Origin of the sequence: Thalassospira profundimaris WP0211 (genome assembly GCF_000300275.1) — a bacterium.
In the GTDB taxonomy this organism is placed as follows: domain Bacteria; phylum Pseudomonadota; class Alphaproteobacteria; order Rhodospirillales; family Thalassospiraceae; genus Thalassospira; species Thalassospira profundimaris.
This window is the reverse complement of record NZ_AMRN01000003.1, coordinates 149,274-165,332: the sequence shown is the minus strand read 5'-3', so window position 1 is coordinate 165,332 and position 16,059 is coordinate 149,274. Positions and strand designations below refer to the sequence as shown.

Below are 16,059 nucleotides of genomic sequence, written 5' to 3'. Positions count from 1 at the left end.
CCGGATTTTGATCCGGCCTTTTTGCGTTAATGGGCAATCTCGACAGCTTCGGCAAGAATGCCGGAAAACAGCGCCAGCTTGTCCGGATTTCGATGAACAAACAGATCAACAATCTTCCCGTCGCGTTCGGTCGCGCAGAGTGCGGTTGCCACAACACCGTCTTCGGCCATAAGGATCCAGCATTGATCCTTGATCGTGACGCCAAAGATGCGCTCGCCCGGACTGCGCTTGCCCCAGACACCAAGAAAGAACCGCGATACATGGTCCGCACCAAACAGCGGATTTGCCGTCGCCAGTGCCTTGCCCCCACCATCGGAATGCAAAATCACGTCAGGTGCCAGCAGATCTAGTAACCGCCCCACGTCACTCGTTCCGATGGCCGTGACAAAAGCATCCAGCCGATCCCGATCACAGGCCGTTGCATTCGGTTCGGGCGTCGCATCGCGATCACTGTCGCGCTGCATCTTGCGCCGGGCGCGGAACAGGATCTGACGGGTATTATTCGGCGTGCGTTCGATCAGGGGGGCGATATCGTCATGCATCCAGTCAAAAACTTCATGCAGCACAAGTGCCACCCGCTCCACCGGTGCAAGACGTTCAAGCATCAACATATAAGCCTGCCCAAGGCCGTCCTGCTCGATCAGTTGCGTTTCGGCTTTGGGTTGTTCGGGCGGCAACCACGGTTCTGGCAACCACTGACCGACATAGTTTTCGCGCTGGCGGCGGGCTGATTTCAAAACATCGAGGCAGATATTGCTGCACACCCGGACAAGCCAGCCGGTGGCGTCATTGATCGTCTCAAGATCCTGATTGCGCCACCGCAGCCAGACATCCTGAACCGCATCCTCGGCATCGGCGTGACTGCCCAGCATGCGATAAGCCAACGCGGTCAACCGTGCCCTGTGTTGTTCAAAAACCCGATCTGCCACAGATGTCCCACCAAACGCGTGAAGCGATACGGGGAAATCCCGTATCGCTGTGTGTCTCCGATTGTAAGGGGTTTTTACGCCTCCGTCAGGAAGCTTACGACGATCACGCAAATTCATGCTGCGCAATGCCCAACCGGTTCCATGCATTCATCGTGGCAATGACGCAGGTCAGCTCCGAAATCTCGGCTTCCTCGAAATGATCAAGAAGCACGCGATGGCATTTCGAAATCGTGACTTGGCATTCCGCCCGGGTCAGGCATTCGGCCCATGCCAGTGCCGCACGCTCTGCCGCGCTAAACCCTTCGGCACTCTGCCAAACCGGCAACATCGCAAGCTTGACCGGATCGCCGCCATGTTTGGCAAAGCTGTCAGAATGCATCCGAACGCAATAGGCACAGCCATTGATCTGCGATACCCGGCACTCAATAAGGTCACGCAGCACGGGTGCAATCAGCGGGTTCTCGCCAAGCTTGGTGGCAAGGTCAAACTGGGCCTGAAACAGTTTCGGGCTGACTTCATGAAAGGCAAAGCGGGTCATGGCAATTCTCCTTGGTGACACGAGGAATAACGGGGGAAGTTCTCCCCTCTGCCCACAAGGACGAAACACGGGCGGCCCGCGTTACACGACCCGTCCGCAAAATTCGAAATTTATGAAATCAGCAATCCGGGATTTCAGACGATGCCCGCATCCGCAAGCGCACGGGCGACATTGTCATGCATCACCCATGTCCAGTCCTCGCCATCGCTTTGCGTGCCATCGGCAAGGGTGAATATAGACGCCAGATAATCACTGACATCACTCTTGCAAATCGGAAGGTCTGCTGCGGCCGCGATCTTGGCGGCAAGCCGGCCATACTTCTTATTGCCAATACGGCATCCGAAATGCCCGACCGTCTCGGCCAGCTTCAGCCCGGTAATCTTGCGCCCCGGTGCTTTGGCGTGCGCACGCAGCATATCGCGTTCGCAGCTCGACATTTCAATTTCGGCCAGGGCCCGGACATAGTCCTCTGGCCGTCCGATATGCGGTGCAAGTGCCGTATCACCGCCTCTGGCGCGGGTCGCGTCATCCCGGCTGATCATTTCAAACATGTCGTTTCCTCCCGACAGAATGATCGGTTTTCCGCTTTTCACATCTGTCGTGCCGGTCCATCACGCGATGTGGCTTGGTTTGCAGGCACGTCTTTGATCTTCTTTGTTTTGATTTTGATTTGCAGTCATGCAGTGCATTTTGCCGCAACAGGGTCGCACGGCTCATTATTGAATATGGGAAGCAGCAAGCAGAAAACAAACAGGGCGGGAAACCATCGCTCCCCGCCCTGTTTCTTTAGGCATATTCAAAGCCCGGCTTGGTAAAGACGAACTGGCCGACCCGCATGCCGCCGCCGCCCTCGCCCGCGTCAAAGGCATTGATGCATCCAGCCAGATAGAATTCCCACATGCGTTTGAATTCTTCGTCGTACTTTTCCGGATCAAGCTCATCGGCGACTTTACGGAACCGATCGCGCCACGCAATCAGGGTTTGGGCATAGTTGCGACCCGCATGGAAGTTTGAGGCCTCTACCGTCAGGTTGGCATGTTCGGCTGCCTCGATCACTTCATGCACCGCCGGAATGTACCCGCCGGGGAAGATATATTTATCAATCCACGGCGAGGTAAACTCAGCCCGCGGTTTGATGATGGTATGGATCACAGCCCGCCCACCGGCCTTAAGCAACTCACTGACCTTTTCGAAATAGGTTTTGAACTGATGGCGACCGACATGTTCAAACATGCCGACCGATACCACCCGGTCGTACTTCCCGGCATTGGCATCGGCAAACAGCCGATAATCCAGCAGGTGGTAATCAAGCCCCGCCTTCATATTGCCGCCCATCTCGGAACGTTTTTCCTGCGCCCAGTTATATTGTTCGGTCGAAAGCGTGATGCCATGCACCTCGGCCCCGGTTTCACGGTGGATAAAACGGCTTAAACCGCCCCAGCCGCAACCGATATCGACCACACGCAGGCCCGGCTCATTGATCTTGAGACGCTGGGTGGTCAGGCTCATTTTCCGATGCTGGGCTTCTTCAAGGGTCTGGGCCCCATCATCCCAGAAGGCACATGAATATTGCATCTCCGGATCAAGGAACCGGGTGTAAAGATCATTGCCGATATCATAGTGATGGCGCACGCGGTGCGACGCGGCCCGGACAGATGTAAACTGCCCGATCTGGAATTTCAGCGCCTGCAGCTTTTCAATAAAGCTGCCAAACCCGCTGGTCGAATGCCCGCCTTCGAAATTAAGACGCAGCACCTTGATCAGGTCCTCCATCTCGCAGTTCACAAGGTCGAACCCGCCATGCATGAAGGCTTCGCCAAAGCCCGGGTCCGGGCTCAGTGCCATTTTAAGTGTGTTGGTCCAATCCGGGACGGTCATACCCGCCCGCGGTTCTGATCCATCTCCCAGCACGATCTCGTGCTTGTCATCCACACGGAATACCAAAGTCCCGCGCGTGACATGTTCCCGAAAGAAATCGAGAACCTTTTTCTGTGTCCAATCCAAACTCATCGGGTACGTCATTGGCCGTCCTTTTGATAAAAGTCCGAATAGTGATCGCCCCATATGCAGCAATGCCGCATATCTGTATTGAACCCGTGATCAGGATCGTTTTGTCTGGCCGTCCGGAGGATCGTCAGGTGGTCACATCGGTGGCGTGGACGCCAACCAGGCAGAAATTCAGAAATCAACCTGGCAAGATGCAAAACGTTTCTGATTTCAGGTTCGCTACATGAACCCCTTTGGTAATTCTGCCAGATTTTTCTGCGATCTCAAGTAGTAATCATGATCACATTGGCAACGACATGCTTGCGCAATCGCCGAGAAACCCTTACATCTCGCCGCAGATTATCAGACATTACCCAAAGGCATGGTCGCTGCGTCATCCGTTGTCGCACGGGGTTTTCCCGTTCTGGCACCATTTTGATCACCATGCCGACAAGACTGAAAGAGGCACCCTGATGGGCTACAAAATCGCCGTTGTCGGCGCGACCGGAAATGTCGGGCGCGAGATGCTTAACACCCTTGCCGAACGCAAATTCCCGGCAGATGAAATCTTTGCGCTGGCATCGTCGAAATCTATCGGGCGCACCGTAGGCTATGGCGAAGATGACCAGATCAGTGTTCTCGATGCCGCAACCTTTGATTTCTCAAAGGCCGATATCGCCCTGTTCTCGGCCGGTGGTGAAACCGCCAAGAAACTGGCCCCCAAGGCCGCCGAGGCAGGCTGCGTTGTCATCGACAATTCCAGCTATTGGCGCATGGAACCGGGTGTTCCGCTGGTCGTGCCCGAGGTCAATGGCGATGCGCTCGCCGGATACGCCAAAAAGAACATCATTGCCAATCCGAACTGCTCGACCATTCAGATGGTGCTGGCCCTTAAGCCGCTTCATGACATCGCCACGATCAAACGCATCGTTGTTGCGACCTATCAGTCGGTGTCGGGTGCCGGTCGTGCCGCCATGGACGAGTTGTTTAACCAGACCAAAGGCATCTATGTGAATGATCCGCCCAAGAAGGAGGAATTCACCAAACAGATCGCCTTTAACGTCATCCCGCATATCGACAATTTCATGGATGATGGCGCGACCCGCGAAGAATGGAAAATGTCGGTCGAGACCCGCAAAATTCTTGCACCGGAAATCGCAGTCCACGCCACCTGCGTGCGCGTCCCGGTCTTTGTCGGCCATGGCGAAGCGGTCAATATCGAGTTTGAAAAACCGATCACGGTCGAAGAAGCCCGCAAGGCGATGAAAAACTTCCCCGGTGTTTCGGTTGTCGATTACCGTCAGGACGAAGGCTATGTCACCCCGCAGGAAGTCCAGGGCGAGGACAATGTCTTTGTCTCGCGCGTGCGAAAGGACCCGACGGTCGCAAACGGCCTGTCGCTTTGGTGCGTTGGCGACAACCTGCGCAAGGGTGCCGCCCTGAACGCGGTTCAGATTGCCGAAAAACTGGTCGCAGAATTCCTGCCGAAGAAATAAGCGATCCCTTGGATCCGCAACAGATTTCCAACAAAACCCGCCTGTCATGGGCGGGTTTTGTCGTTCCATATCCCGGCAAGATGCTGGTCAGAGGCAAAAAAAGGCGCTAGGGAAAAAGAAGACAAATTTTCAAAAGCAAAAAATACCTGTTCGCCTTTTGGCAACGGATCAAAAAGTCCGGGGAATGAGATGGTCAAACGCACCCGCAAGGAAGCGGCCCGCCTCGATGAAGCAGCCCGCGCTGGCTGGCTTTATTATTGTGCTGGTAACACGCAAGATGAAATCGCCCAGAAGCTTGGCGTGTCACGCCCGACCGCACAGCGTCTGGTATCTGCTGCCGTCAGCGAGGGGCTGGTAAAGGTTCGCCTTGATCACCCGATTGCGCGTTGCATGGAACTGGGCAAGGCGATCTGCGAGACCTATGGCATTGCTGGTTGCGATGTGGTGCCAACCGATCCGGCCGCCCCCGATGCAATGTTTGGCATGGCGCAGGCCGCGGCAAACTATCTCGAACGTGCGCTCCATTCCACCGAGCCAAAAATCATCGCACTCGGTACTGGGCGCGCCATGCGCGCCATGGTCGATGAAATCGGGCGTATTGATACCTATCATCACAAGATCGTCTCCCTGGTCGGCACCATCGCCCATGACGGGGCGGCGAGTTTCTATGACGCGGTGACGGATCTTGCCGACCGCACCCGTGCGCCGCATTACCCGCTGCCGATCCCGGTTATCATCGCCGATCCACAGATGCGCGAACGCATGCAGCAACAGCCCCCGATGGACAATATCCTCAAACTCGCGCGCGAAGCCGACATCCGCTTTATCGGGGTCGGGCATCTGGGCGATGATGCACCGCTGCATATTGACGGCTTTATCTCGAAAGACGAGCTGGTATCGCTGCGCGAAAGTGGCGGCATCGGCGAAGTGATCAGTTGGTCGTTTGATCAGGACGGCAATATCCTCGATCATCCGGTCAATCACTGTGTCACCAGCGCGCCGGCTGTTCAGCCCGCAACCAATACCATTGCGGTCGCCAAGGGTGCGAAAAAAGTCGCCGCGATTCGCGGTGCGATGCGTGGCCAACTGATTTCAACGCTGATTACCGACGAAGCCACTGCGGAAAGTTTGCTGCGCTAGCACGCGGCATTTTTCACCCACACAGCAAATAGTTCTGCGCCCTGCCACCCATATTGGCAGGGCGTTTCTTTGTGCGCCGCAAAAACGATTTTGTTTGACAAGCAATGGTGAAATTGAGTGAATGCTCATTACCTGAACAAATGATCAATGTGGGCAACCGAAGTTGCTCAGCGGGTAAATAGTCCTTTGGGAGGAAATATGAAACGCGTAATGGGAGTAGCGCTTTGTGCGCTGCTGGCAGGCGGTGTTGCACACGCCAATGCCGAAACGAAACTGACCATCGCTACCGTCAACAACGGTGACATGATCCGCATGCAGAAGCTGACGGATGATTTCACCTCCAAGAATCCTGACATTTCCCTTGAGTGGGTCACGCTCGAGGAAAACACCCTGCGTCAGCGCGTTACCACTGACATCGCCACCAAAGGCGGTCAGTATGACGTCATGACCATTGGTACCTACGAAGTGCCGATCTGGGCTGAAAAAGGCTGGCTCGCACCGCTCGATAATCTTGGTTCCGACTATGACGTCGATGACCTGATGCCTGCGATCCGCTCTGCCGTTTCCAACGATGGTCAGCTTTATGCTGCACCGTTCTACGGCGAAAGCTCGATGATGATGTACCGCACCGACCTGTTCGAAGCTGCCGGTATTGAAATCAACGGTCGTCTGACCTGGGACCAGACCCTTGAAATCGCCAAGAAACTCCACAAGCCTGACGAAGGTGTCTATGGCATCTGCCTGCGTGGCAAGGCCGGCTGGGGTGAAAACATGGCGCTGATCACCACCATGGGCAATGCCTTTGGTGCACGCCTGTTCGACGAGAACTGGAACCCGACCTTCGACAGTGCCGAGTGGAAAAATGCACTCGATATGTATACCAACGTCCTTGGTAACTACGGTCCTCCCGGTGCGACCTCGAACGGCTTTAACGAAAACCTTTCGCTGTTCAACTCCGGCAAGTGCGGCATGTGGATTGACGCCACCGTTGCGGCATCCTTCGTAACCAACCCCAAAGAATCCAAAGTTGCAGACAAGGTCGGCTTCACCGAAGCTCCGTGCGCTGTAACCTGCACCGGTGCGAACTGGCTCTGGGCTTGGAACCTTGGCATTCCGATGGGTTCCCAGAAAGTAGAAGCTGCTCAGAAGTTCATCTCCTGGGCAACCTCGAAAGCCTATCTGGAACTGGTTGCCTCCAAAGAAGGTTGGGCAAACGTACCGCCGGGCACCCGTATGTCGCTTTATCAGAACCCGAAATATCTTGAAGCGGCACCGTTCGCAGACGAGACCCTTCTGGCGATCGACAGCGCAGACCCGATCAACTCGACCCTGGAACCGAAGCCCTATGTTGGTGTTCAGTTCGCTGCAATCCCTGAATTCCAGGGTATCGGCACCACGGTCGGTCAGCAGTTCTCCGCAGCCCTTGCTGGTCAGATGAGTGTTGAAGAGGCCCTTTCGGCCGCACAGTCCAGCACTGATCGCACCATGCGCAAGGCCGGTTACTACTGATACACTACCCAGACCGGACTTCCGTCCTTGATGCGACGTCCGGTCTGAACCTCCTTGACCTGAGAGAAACTTGGGTGGTGGTTGCAAAACACACCACCCTTTTTTTCCCTTAAAGACTAGGCTCAGGGCCTAAGGATCGAAACGACAATTTCGGGGAGCACATCATGTCGACACGGGCCTCGACCCTTACCGGGCGTATCATGTCCGCACCGTCGATCATCGTCCTGTTCTTGTGGATGGCCGTCCCGCTGGGCATGACGATTTACTTCTCCTTCCTGCGCTACAACCTGTTGTCGCCGGGAATGGAAGAGTGGATCGGTACACTTAACTACGAATTCTTCCTGACAGATCCGGCGTTCTTCGCGTCCCTTACCAACACCCTTTTGCTGGTCGGGTCTGTTCTGGTCATCACGGTGGTGGGTGGCATCCTTCTGGGTCTGATGCTTGATCAGCCGATCTTCGGGCGCGGTGTCTTGCGCCTGCTGGTGATCGCACCGTTCTTCATCATGCCGACCGTGAATGCGCTGGTCTGGAAGAACCTTTTGATGGATCCGGTGTCAGGCATGTTTGCCTGGATCGCCAGCCTGTTCGGGCTGCCCGCGATTGACTGGTTCACCAATGCACCGCTGACCTCGATCATCATCATGGTGTCCTGGCAATGGTTGCCCTTTGCCGTTTTGATCCTGCTGACTGCCCTGCAATCGCTTGACCGCGATCAAAAAGAAGCCGCCCAGATGGACGGTGCCGGTCCGGTCGCGATCTTCTTTTATATCACCCTACCGCACCTTAGCCGTGCGATCACGGTGGTCGTTCTGATCGAAACCATCTTCCTGCTTACCGTCTTTGCCGAGATCTTTGTCACCACTGGTGGTGGCCCGGGCCTGGCAACGACCAACATCGCCTTCCTTGTTTATACGCAGGCGCTGTTGCAGTTCGATGTTGGTGGCGCATCTGCCGGCGGCATTGTCGCGGTCATTCTGGCCAATATCGTGGCGATCTTCCTGATCCGCCTCATCGGCAAGAACCTGGACAAATAGGGGCACGACATGGAAAGCAAACAAACACCCCTTGGCTATGTCAGCTTCTCGGTCTTCGCGTGGATCGTGGGTCTTCTGATCTTCTTCCCGATCTTCTGGATGGTGCTGACCAGCTTCAAGACCGAACTCGAAGCGGTGTCCATCCCGCCAAGCTTCATCTCGTTCGACTGGACACTGGAAAACTATGCCGAGGTCCAGCAACGCTCGAACTATTTCAAGTTCGCCATGAACTCGGTGATCCTGGCGGTCGGCTCCACCCTGGTGGGTCTGGTCTTTGCCGTGACGTGTGCCTGGGCAATGGCCTTTAACCCGACCAAGCGCACCAAGGACGCTCTTCTGTGGATGCTCTCGACCAAGATGATGCCGCCGGTCGGCGTTCTGGTCCCGATCTATCTGGTGTTCCGCGATTGGGGACTGCTTGATACCCGCTTTGGTCTGATCATGGTTCTGTTCTTGATGAACCTGCCGATCATGGTCTGGATGCTCTACACCTATTTCAAGGAAATCCCGACCGACATCCTCGAAGCGGCCCGCATGGATGGCGCAACCCTGCCCAAGGAAATCATCTTTGTGCTGTTGCCCATGGCGGTTCCCGGCATCGCATCGACCATGCTGCTCAACATCATCCTGGCATGGAACGAAGCCTTCTGGACGCTCAACCTGACAACGTCCGATGCAGCCCCGCTGACAGCTTTCATCGCCTCCTATTCAAGCCCCGAGGGCCTGTTCTGGGCGAAGCTTTCAGCGGCATCGACGCTCGCGGTTGCCCCAATTCTCGTGATTGGCTGGTTCTCTCAGAAACAGCTGGTTCGTGGTCTGACATTCGGCGCGGTCAAGTAACCGCAGCCTGATAGCAATCTGGAAAGAAGGAACACCAAAATGGGTGCTATCCGACTGGAAAAAGTCAAGAAAACCTTCGGCACACTCGATGTTATTCCCGGTGTCGATCTTGATATCAATGACGGTGAATTCGTGGTCTTCGTCGGTCCGTCGGGCTGTGGCAAATCAACGCTTCTGCGACTGATTGCAGGCCTTGAAGACGTCACCGATGGCAAAATCCTGATCAACGGAACCGATGTCGCCAACGAGGCCCCGGCCAAACGCGGCCTGTCCATGGTCTTTCAGTCCTATGCGCTTTACCCGCATATGACGGTCTATAACAACATTGCCTTTGGCCTGAAAATGGCTGGTGAAAGCAAGGAAGTTATCGAAGAGAAAGTCCAGTCGGCGGCCAAGATCCTGAACTTGACCGACTATCTCGAACGTCGCCCGGGCGCACTTTCGGGTGGTCAGCGTCAACGTGTTGCCATTGGCCGTGCGATTGTCCGTAATCCAGCGGCCTTCCTGTTTGACGAACCGCTTTCCAACCTTGATGCGGCGCTGCGTGTGAACATGCGGCTCGAAATCACCGGTCTGCATCAGGAACTGAAAACCACCATGATCTACGTGACCCACGATCAGGTCGAAGCCATGACCATGGCCGACAAGATCGTGGTCCTTCAGGCGGGCCGTGTTGAACAGGTCGGCAAGCCGATGGAACTTTACAACAACCCGACAAACAAGTTTGTCGCAGGCTTCATCGGGTCACCGAAAATGAACTTCCTGGGCGGGGAGCTTGCAAAAAAATACGATTGCCACGAAATCGGCATTCGCCCGGAACACTTCGCGATCAGCACCGAAAAGGGTGAAATCCCGGCCACCGTCAAGATCGCCGAACACCTTGGTGCCGAAACATATCTTCATGTCGAAGCCGACGGTCTCGGTCCGATGACGGTCCGTGCCACCGGGGAAATCCCGCTTGGCGAACATGACAAGATTTTCCTGACCCCGGAACAGGATCGCATCCATCGCTTTGATGCCCAAGGGCTGGCGCTGGCCAAATCCTGATACGTGCAAAAACCGGATCGCGATGTCCCACAAACATTGCGATCCCGTCTTACCAACCAAGCCACTTGTGAGTCCAAAATGTATCTGAAAAAGTTCGATCTTACGGGCCGTCGGGCCTATGTCACTGGCGGCGGTCGTGCCATCGGCCTGTCCTGCTGCGAAGCTCTGGCAGAGGCCGGTGCCCATGTCATCATCGGTGACATCAGCGAAGGTGTTGCCGAAGAAGGCCGCGATTACCTGAAATCCAAAGGTTACTCGGCTGATATTGACATCATGGATGTCACCAACACCGATCAGGTCCGTGCAAGTGCCGAAAAGATGGCCAAGCAGGGCGGCGTTGATATCCTGGTCAACAATGCCGGTATCGCACGTTCGGAAACCCCGGCGGAAACCGTCACCGATGAACATTGGCTCAATGTCATTGACGTCAACCTGAACGGCACCTTCTGGTGCTGCCGTGAATTCGGCAAGCAGATGCTTGAAAAGAAAAACGGCGTCATCGTCAATGTCGGTTCCATGTCCGGCTTCATCGTCAATAAGCCGCAGGAACAGGCCTATTACAACGCCTCCAAGGCAGCGGTCCATCATCTGACCAAGTCGCTGGCGGCCGAATGGGGCAACCGTGGTGTGCGCGTCAATGCCGTCGCACCGACCTATATCGCAACCCCGCTCAATGAATTCGTAAAATCCAAGCCGGAAATGTATGACGCATGGATCAACGGCACCCCGATGGCCCGTCTGGGCCTGACCGAGGAAATCGGATCGGTTGTCCTGTTCCTTGCCTCTGATGCTTCCAGCCTGATGACCGGGTCCATCGTTCTGGCAGATGGGGGTTACACCTGCTGGTAAGGCCAGGTGAAACAATATGACCACATTGTCCTGAAGCTTTTGTGGTCAGCCAGTTCGACGGATAAACGGGGCGCGGATGTGGGACCTGCGCCCCGTTTACCTTAAGGGTACGCTGGATAGGGTCAGCACCCATTAATTTGATTTGAATGGCAGACGTTAAATTTGCGAAATCCAAGGAAAAGTCCGCCGAGCGGGTTGGTATCCCGCGCAAGGATTTTGACGCAGGAGTTTGCAAATTTAACGCCTGTCCTACGGATTAAACGGATTTGCACGGGCTACTTTGTCGCAAAACCTTGAAAGATGCATATCTTCTTACGGCTTTGCTCCGCGTATCCACACAAATCTGTTTAACCATTTAAACCAAATTAATGGGTGCTGACCCTATATACTTTGAAAAGTCATTGGCGGGCATCACTTCGACCCCGCCCAGTCCCAAAAAGACCGCCAAGCGGTGCAGGTTTTCCATCAACGGCCCGGCAACATCGGCGGCCTTCACATGGTCTTCAAGATGCGCACTTTGCACTCTAAGCACCCCGGCCTGCCGATCTGATTTCAAATCCACCCGGGCAACAAATTCGCCGTTTAACATGAATGGCAAAACGTAATAGCCGTGCTGGCGTTTCTCGGCCGGAACATAAATCTCGATCCGGTAGTTAAAGCCGAAAATCCGCTCCACCCGATCACGTTCCCACATCACCGGATCAAACGGCACCATCAGGCATGTCGGCTTGGCACGTGACCGCGGATTAACCTTCGGGCACAGATAACCCGGCTGTTTCCATCCTTCGACGTCGGCCTGCAACAACCGGCCCTCTTCGACCAGTCGCGCCAGACAGGCCTTGGTTTCATCGGTTGGCAGGCGGAAATATTTGCGCAGATCAATCTCGGCTGCCACCCCCATGGCCGCAATCCCCTGACAGATCAGGTCGCACATCGCATCCTGCCGATCGCGGTCGGGTTCATGTGCCGCATCGCCAATGATCCGATGCGGCAAATCATATTCGCGCTCAAAACTGCTGCGCCGTTTGCGCGCCATCACCTGCCCGCTCCAGAACAGATATTCCATCGCGGTTTTGGTATTCGACCAACCCCACCATTTCTCGCTACTACGCCCCTCGGTCTCAAGGGAACTGGCTGCAACCGCGCCCTCTTGGTCAATATGGCGCAGGATGTTGTCAATCAGATCGGGTTGTTCGCGCTGAACCCGCGCGATCCGTCCCCACGTGCCCATGCCCCGTTCGGCATCACGCATCCGCCAACGATAAAGCGGGTAATCCTCAACCGGGATCATCGATGCTTCGTGGCCCCAATATTCAAACAGCTTGCGTTGGCGCGCCGTTCCCCAGACCATTTCATCAAGCATCTTCGGGTCATAAACGCCCAACCGCGAAAAGATCGGCATGTAATGCGCCCGTGTCAGGACATTGACACTGTCGACCTGCAACATATTGGTCGCGCGGATGGTTTTAAGGATCTGGCGCTTGGTCACATCCCGGTCGGGATTGGCGGCAAAGCCCTGCCCGACAAGTGCCAGGTTACGCGCCTGTTTGGCAGATATCGAAACGGTCGGGGACGGGATGGCAGCACTGTCAATCGGCATCAGGACACACTTGGAAAATCGAATAAAAACAGGTGCATGCTAACACAGGCTCCTGACAATTCTGGCAGGATGATTTTGCCGTCGTTCGCACGGACGAACTTGACCGCGCATCGCCGCCCTCATAGGCTTCAATCCTGATCGCGACAAAAGCGCCCCAACAAACAGGACAGCCCGAATGACCACCCCGCAAATCATGATTCTGGCCGTGCTGCTTGGCACCGTCGTGCTGTTTTTGTGGGGCCGCTGGCGCCATGATATGGTGGCGATGGCATCCCTTCTGGTTTGTGTGGTTCTGGGGTTGGTTCCGACCGACGGGGCCTTTGTTGGATTTGGTCATCCCGCCGTCATAACAGTCGCCTGTATCCTGATCCTGTCATCAGCCCTGCAAAGGTCAGGGGCGGTTGATACCCTTTCGCGCACGGTCCTGCCGCAATCGGCGGGCCCGTTTGTCACCATGGCAGCGCTCAGCCTTCTGGCCGCGATCCTGTCGGCCTTCATGAACAATGTCGGGGCACTGGCCCTTTTGATGCCGATTGCCCTTCAGATCGCCAACAAACAGGACCTGCCACCGGGCAAAATCCTGATGCCGCTTGCCTTTGGCTCGATCCTTGGCGGCATGACGACGCTTATCGGCACGCCCCCCAACCTGATCGTTTCGGGCTTTCGGGCCGAGGTAAACGGGGCAGGCTTTTCGATGTTTGATTACAGCCCGGTCGGCGTTGCCATCGCCCTTGCCGGACTGCTGTTTGTGATTCTGTTGGGCCGCTTTCTGGTACCAACCCGTCAACGCGCCGGGGCCGAAGGGTTCGAGACCGGATCCTATTTGACCGAGGCCCGCATCACCGAGGGCAGCAAGGCCATCGGCATGTTCATGCGCGACATCAATGACGAGCTTGAAAAGTCGGACGCGCAGGTGATCGGCCTGATCCGCAACGAACGCCGCATTCCGGCACCAAGCCCCTATCGCGAACTGCAACAAGACGACATCCTGCTGATCGAAGCCGAACCCGAAGGATTGGCAAGTGCCCTGTCTGGCCTTGAGCTGACCCTGGAAGCCGAACTGCGCAGCGAAGAAGCCAACGCCGAACAAAAGGAAGAAGCCAAGGAACAGGTCCGCGCGCAAAAGGCTCAAAAGGCAGCCGAAAAATCCGGTGACGCACCAAAGGCTGACGCTGAAAACGATGACGCCTCCAAATCGGAGAAAAAGGACTCTGATACAAAGAAAACGGCCCTTCAGTCCGACGATATCTCCCTGATCGAGGTCGTGGTCCTGCCGAACGCATCCTTCATCGGGCGATCTGCGGCCGATATCCGCATCCGCAGCCGCTATGGCATCAACTTGCTGGCCCTGTCCCGTCAGGGACACCGTTCGATGTCACGCTTGCGCACCATGAAAATGCAGGCCGGAGACGTGCTTTTGATGCAAGGCACGCCTGCGGCCATTAACGAATTTGGCAATCGCCTGGGCTGCGCGCCGCTTGCCGAACGGTCGCTCAACCTTGGCGACAAGACACAGGCCGTCAAGGCCACCGCCATCATGGCCATTGCGATTGCGCTTGCGGCCTTTGGCATCCTGCCTGCCGCCATTTCGTTTGCACTTGGCGTGCTTGCCACTTTGCTGGTGGGTGTGGTCTCGCCGCGCACCCTTTATGATGCGGTCGACTGGCCGGTGGTTGTGTTGCTGGCCGCCCTGATCCCGGTCGCCAATGCCATGGAAAGTACCGGAAGTGCCGATCTGATTGCGCGCTTCCTGCTCGATACCGTCGCACAAGGAAGCGCGCCAGTTGCCCTTGCCCTGATCCTTATTGTCACCATGACGCTCTCGGATTTCATGAACAATGCCGCCACCGCCGCCGTCATGTGCCCGATTGCAATTGGCAGTGCCGCCCAGCTGGATGCCAGCTCCGACCCGTTCCTGATGGCAGTGGCGATTGGCGCCTCCTGCGCCTTCCTGACCCCCATCGGCCATCAGAACAACACCCTCATCCTCGGCCCCGGTGGCTTCCGCTTCAGCGACTACTGGCGCCTTGGCCTGCCGATCGAAATCATCGTTGTGGCAGTTGGTGTGCCGATGTTGTTATGGGTTTGGCCGTTGTAAGGAATAGAATGTTACTTGGACGGAGTTAAAACGGGTAGCTTGGAAAACATCAAATGTTCAAGCGACGCAACTTTAACGACCTACTCTAAATTTTTCAGTCAAACGTTACCAGCTGTTGTCTCATTAGGGGGAATAGTTCCTCTTGCGGCATAACCTGCATTGCTCGCGGAGCGATCTGATAGCTCACGACATGCTCACCTTGTGCTTTAGCCTGCATATAGGCTCTCACTTGTTCAAAACAAAGCAACCAAAAATCAAGCGCATTATCTGTGGTCTCACAAATAGCATTGCCCATACCTGATAACATTGATGCGTAATAAATAGTTCGTTCTGCGGTCATATCGCTCTCTAGCGCCTGCTGAGCGATCAGATTGTTTCTAGTTCGAGCGTACTCGTTTAGCTCCTGAGTAAACGTCACAGCACGATGAACAAACAATGTTAATGCCGGCATATCTTTGCTTAAGGATGAATACTCCGAGAACGCTGGAGGATGCATAATGGAGGTTTCTGGCAAGGTCATGTAGAAATGAAGCATTGACCCGGAAAGAGTTACCAATTCGGAGACGCGCTTCGCACGTTCCTCACTCGGGGCTTCATAAATCTCATCGGATATTGCCTTTATCGCATCCACCTCCGGCTTCATATCCGCAATGAGATGTATCTTACTATTAGCCAGTGCTTCTATATTTGCGCCAGCTGCCATAGTTAGACGATTGAGCGCATCAAGTGCTGATCTCCACTCTTCTTTCTCTTGCTTAGATAGCTGAGAACGCTGCTGCCAATGAAAAGCTGCGATACCGAAAAAGAAACCCACAGCGGAACCGATCATAGTTTGCAACACGCCCAACCAAAACTCGCCCGCCATTCTCCCGCTCCCGTAAAGTAGTAGCTTTGTTCTATATGGCTTCGTGCCTCAATCTCAAATCGATAGTACAGCATGAAACATGCCCAAGAATACCCAAAGCCGTTTTATGCTACGAAGCTGGTAGT

14 protein-coding genes are annotated in these 16,059 nt (G+C 55.3%); 8 read left to right on the top strand and 6 right to left on the bottom strand.

Features of this window, described 5'->3' with window-relative positions:
• Positions 1-26: 26 nt before the first annotated feature.
• From sigJ to TH2_RS07475, 4 genes are all read right to left on the bottom strand, one after another.
• Entirely contained in the window at positions 27-929 is a 903-nt protein-coding gene (sigJ, locus tag TH2_RS07490) for an RNA polymerase sigma factor SigJ (protein ID WP_040823064.1), read from the bottom strand.
• Between the two features lie 103 nt (positions 930-1,032).
• A complete protein-coding gene (locus TH2_RS07485; protein WP_008889806.1) occupies positions 1,033-1,467 on the bottom strand; it encodes a carboxymuconolactone decarboxylase family protein in 435 nt (144 codons plus the stop codon).
• Between the two features lie 134 nt (positions 1,468-1,601).
• Positions 1,602-2,018 carry a hypothetical protein gene (locus TH2_RS07480; protein ID WP_008889805.1) on the bottom strand — a complete coding sequence of 139 codons (417 nt, stop codon included), beginning with the start codon at positions 2,016-2,018 and terminating at the stop codon, positions 1,602-1,604.
• 235 nt (positions 2,019-2,253) lie between these two features.
• On the bottom strand, positions 2,254-3,477 hold the full coding sequence (locus TH2_RS07475) for an SAM-dependent methyltransferase (RefSeq protein WP_008889804.1): 1,224 nt from the start codon (positions 3,475-3,477) through the stop codon (positions 2,254-2,256).
• Between the two features lie 449 nt (positions 3,478-3,926).
• On the opposite strand from TH2_RS07475, the gene TH2_RS07470 reads away from it, so the two are divergent.
• From TH2_RS07470 to TH2_RS07440, 7 genes are all read left to right on the top strand, one after another.
• Positions 3,927-4,949 carry an aspartate-semialdehyde dehydrogenase gene (locus TH2_RS07470; protein WP_008889803.1) on the top strand — a complete coding sequence of 341 codons (1,023 nt, stop codon included), beginning with the start codon at positions 3,927-3,929 and terminating at the stop codon, positions 4,947-4,949.
• Positions 4,950-5,138: 189 nt separating this feature from the next.
• Positions 5,139-6,089, top strand: coding sequence for a sugar-binding transcriptional regulator (locus TH2_RS07465; RefSeq protein ID WP_008889802.1), 951 nt, complete (start codon positions 5,139-5,141; stop codon positions 6,087-6,089).
• A gap of 198 nt (positions 6,090-6,287) precedes the next feature.
• On the top strand, positions 6,288-7,598 hold the full coding sequence (locus TH2_RS07460) for an ABC transporter substrate-binding protein (protein WP_040823061.1): 1,311 nt from the start codon (positions 6,288-6,290) through the stop codon (positions 7,596-7,598).
• Between the two features lie 164 nt (positions 7,599-7,762).
• A complete protein-coding gene (locus TH2_RS07455; protein WP_008889800.1) occupies positions 7,763-8,635 on the top strand; it encodes a carbohydrate ABC transporter permease in 873 nt (290 codons plus the stop codon).
• A gap of 9 nt (positions 8,636-8,644) precedes the next feature.
• A complete protein-coding gene (locus TH2_RS07450) occupies positions 8,645-9,475 on the top strand; it encodes a carbohydrate ABC transporter permease (protein ID WP_008889799.1) in 831 nt (276 codons plus the stop codon).
• A gap of 39 nt (positions 9,476-9,514) precedes the next feature.
• The gene (locus TH2_RS07445; RefSeq protein ID WP_008889798.1) at positions 9,515-10,522 is read left to right on the top strand and encodes an ABC transporter ATP-binding protein; all 1,008 of its coding nucleotides are present in this window, start codon (positions 9,515-9,517) and stop codon (positions 10,520-10,522) included.
• A gap of 78 nt (positions 10,523-10,600) precedes the next feature.
• A complete protein-coding gene (locus TH2_RS07440; protein ID WP_008889797.1) occupies positions 10,601-11,371 on the top strand; it encodes an SDR family NAD(P)-dependent oxidoreductase in 771 nt (256 codons plus the stop codon).
• 355 nt (positions 11,372-11,726) lie between these two features.
• On the opposite strand, the gene TH2_RS07435 is transcribed toward TH2_RS07440, so the two are convergent.
• Positions 11,727-12,971 carry a winged helix-turn-helix domain-containing protein gene (locus tag TH2_RS07435; RefSeq protein WP_008889796.1) on the bottom strand — a complete coding sequence of 415 codons (1,245 nt, stop codon included), beginning with the start codon at positions 12,969-12,971 and terminating at the stop codon, positions 11,727-11,729.
• A 175-nt stretch (positions 12,972-13,146) separates the two neighbouring features.
• Between TH2_RS07435 and TH2_RS07430 the strand changes: the two genes are divergently transcribed.
• Entirely contained in the window at positions 13,147-15,069 is a 1,923-nt protein-coding gene (locus TH2_RS07430; RefSeq protein WP_008889795.1) for an SLC13 family permease, read from the top strand.
• 94 nt (positions 15,070-15,163) lie between these two features.
• Here TH2_RS07430 and TH2_RS07425 read toward each other — a convergent pair whose 3' ends face one another.
• Positions 15,164-15,934, bottom strand: coding sequence for a hypothetical protein (locus TH2_RS07425; protein WP_008889794.1), 771 nt, complete (start codon positions 15,932-15,934; stop codon positions 15,164-15,166).
• Positions 15,935-16,059: the final 125 nt, after the last annotated feature.

Bases quoted from the DNA above. Each gene is read 5' to 3' on its own strand.
- TH2_RS07460 (WP_040823061.1), top strand. From the start codon at position 6,288: ATGAAACGCGTAATGGGAGTAGCGCTTTGTGCGCTGCTGGCAGGCGGT.
- TH2_RS07445 (WP_008889798.1), top strand. From the start codon at position 9,515: ATGGGTGCTATCCGACTGGAAAAAGTCAAGAAAACCTTCGGCACACTC.
- TH2_RS07465 (WP_008889802.1), top strand. From the start codon at position 5,139: ATGGTCAAACGCACCCGCAAGGAAGCGGCCCGCCTCGATGAAGCAGCC.
- TH2_RS07435 (WP_008889796.1), bottom strand. From the start codon at position 12,971: ATGCCGATTGACAGTGCTGCCATCCCGTCCCCGACCGTTTCGATATCT.
- TH2_RS07480 (WP_008889805.1), bottom strand. From the start codon at position 2,018: ATGTTTGAAATGATCAGCCGGGATGACGCGACCCGCGCCAGAGGCGGT.
- TH2_RS07485 (WP_008889806.1), bottom strand. From the start codon at position 1,467: ATGACCCGCTTTGCCTTTCATGAAGTCAGCCCGAAACTGTTTCAGGCC.
- TH2_RS07475 (WP_008889804.1), bottom strand. From the start codon at position 3,477: ATGAGTTTGGATTGGACACAGAAAAAGGTTCTCGATTTCTTTCGGGAA.
- TH2_RS07450 (WP_008889799.1), top strand. From the start codon at position 8,645: ATGGAAAGCAAACAAACACCCCTTGGCTATGTCAGCTTCTCGGTCTTC.
- TH2_RS07430 (WP_008889795.1), top strand. From the start codon at position 13,147: ATGACCACCCCGCAAATCATGATTCTGGCCGTGCTGCTTGGCACCGTC.
- TH2_RS07455 (WP_008889800.1), top strand. From the start codon at position 7,763: ATGTCGACACGGGCCTCGACCCTTACCGGGCGTATCATGTCCGCACCG.
- TH2_RS07470 (WP_008889803.1), top strand. From the start codon at position 3,927: ATGGGCTACAAAATCGCCGTTGTCGGCGCGACCGGAAATGTCGGGCGC.
- TH2_RS07440 (WP_008889797.1), top strand. From the start codon at position 10,601: ATGTATCTGAAAAAGTTCGATCTTACGGGCCGTCGGGCCTATGTCACT.
- TH2_RS07425 (WP_008889794.1), bottom strand. From the start codon at position 15,934: ATGGCGGGCGAGTTTTGGTTGGGCGTGTTGCAAACTATGATCGGTTCC.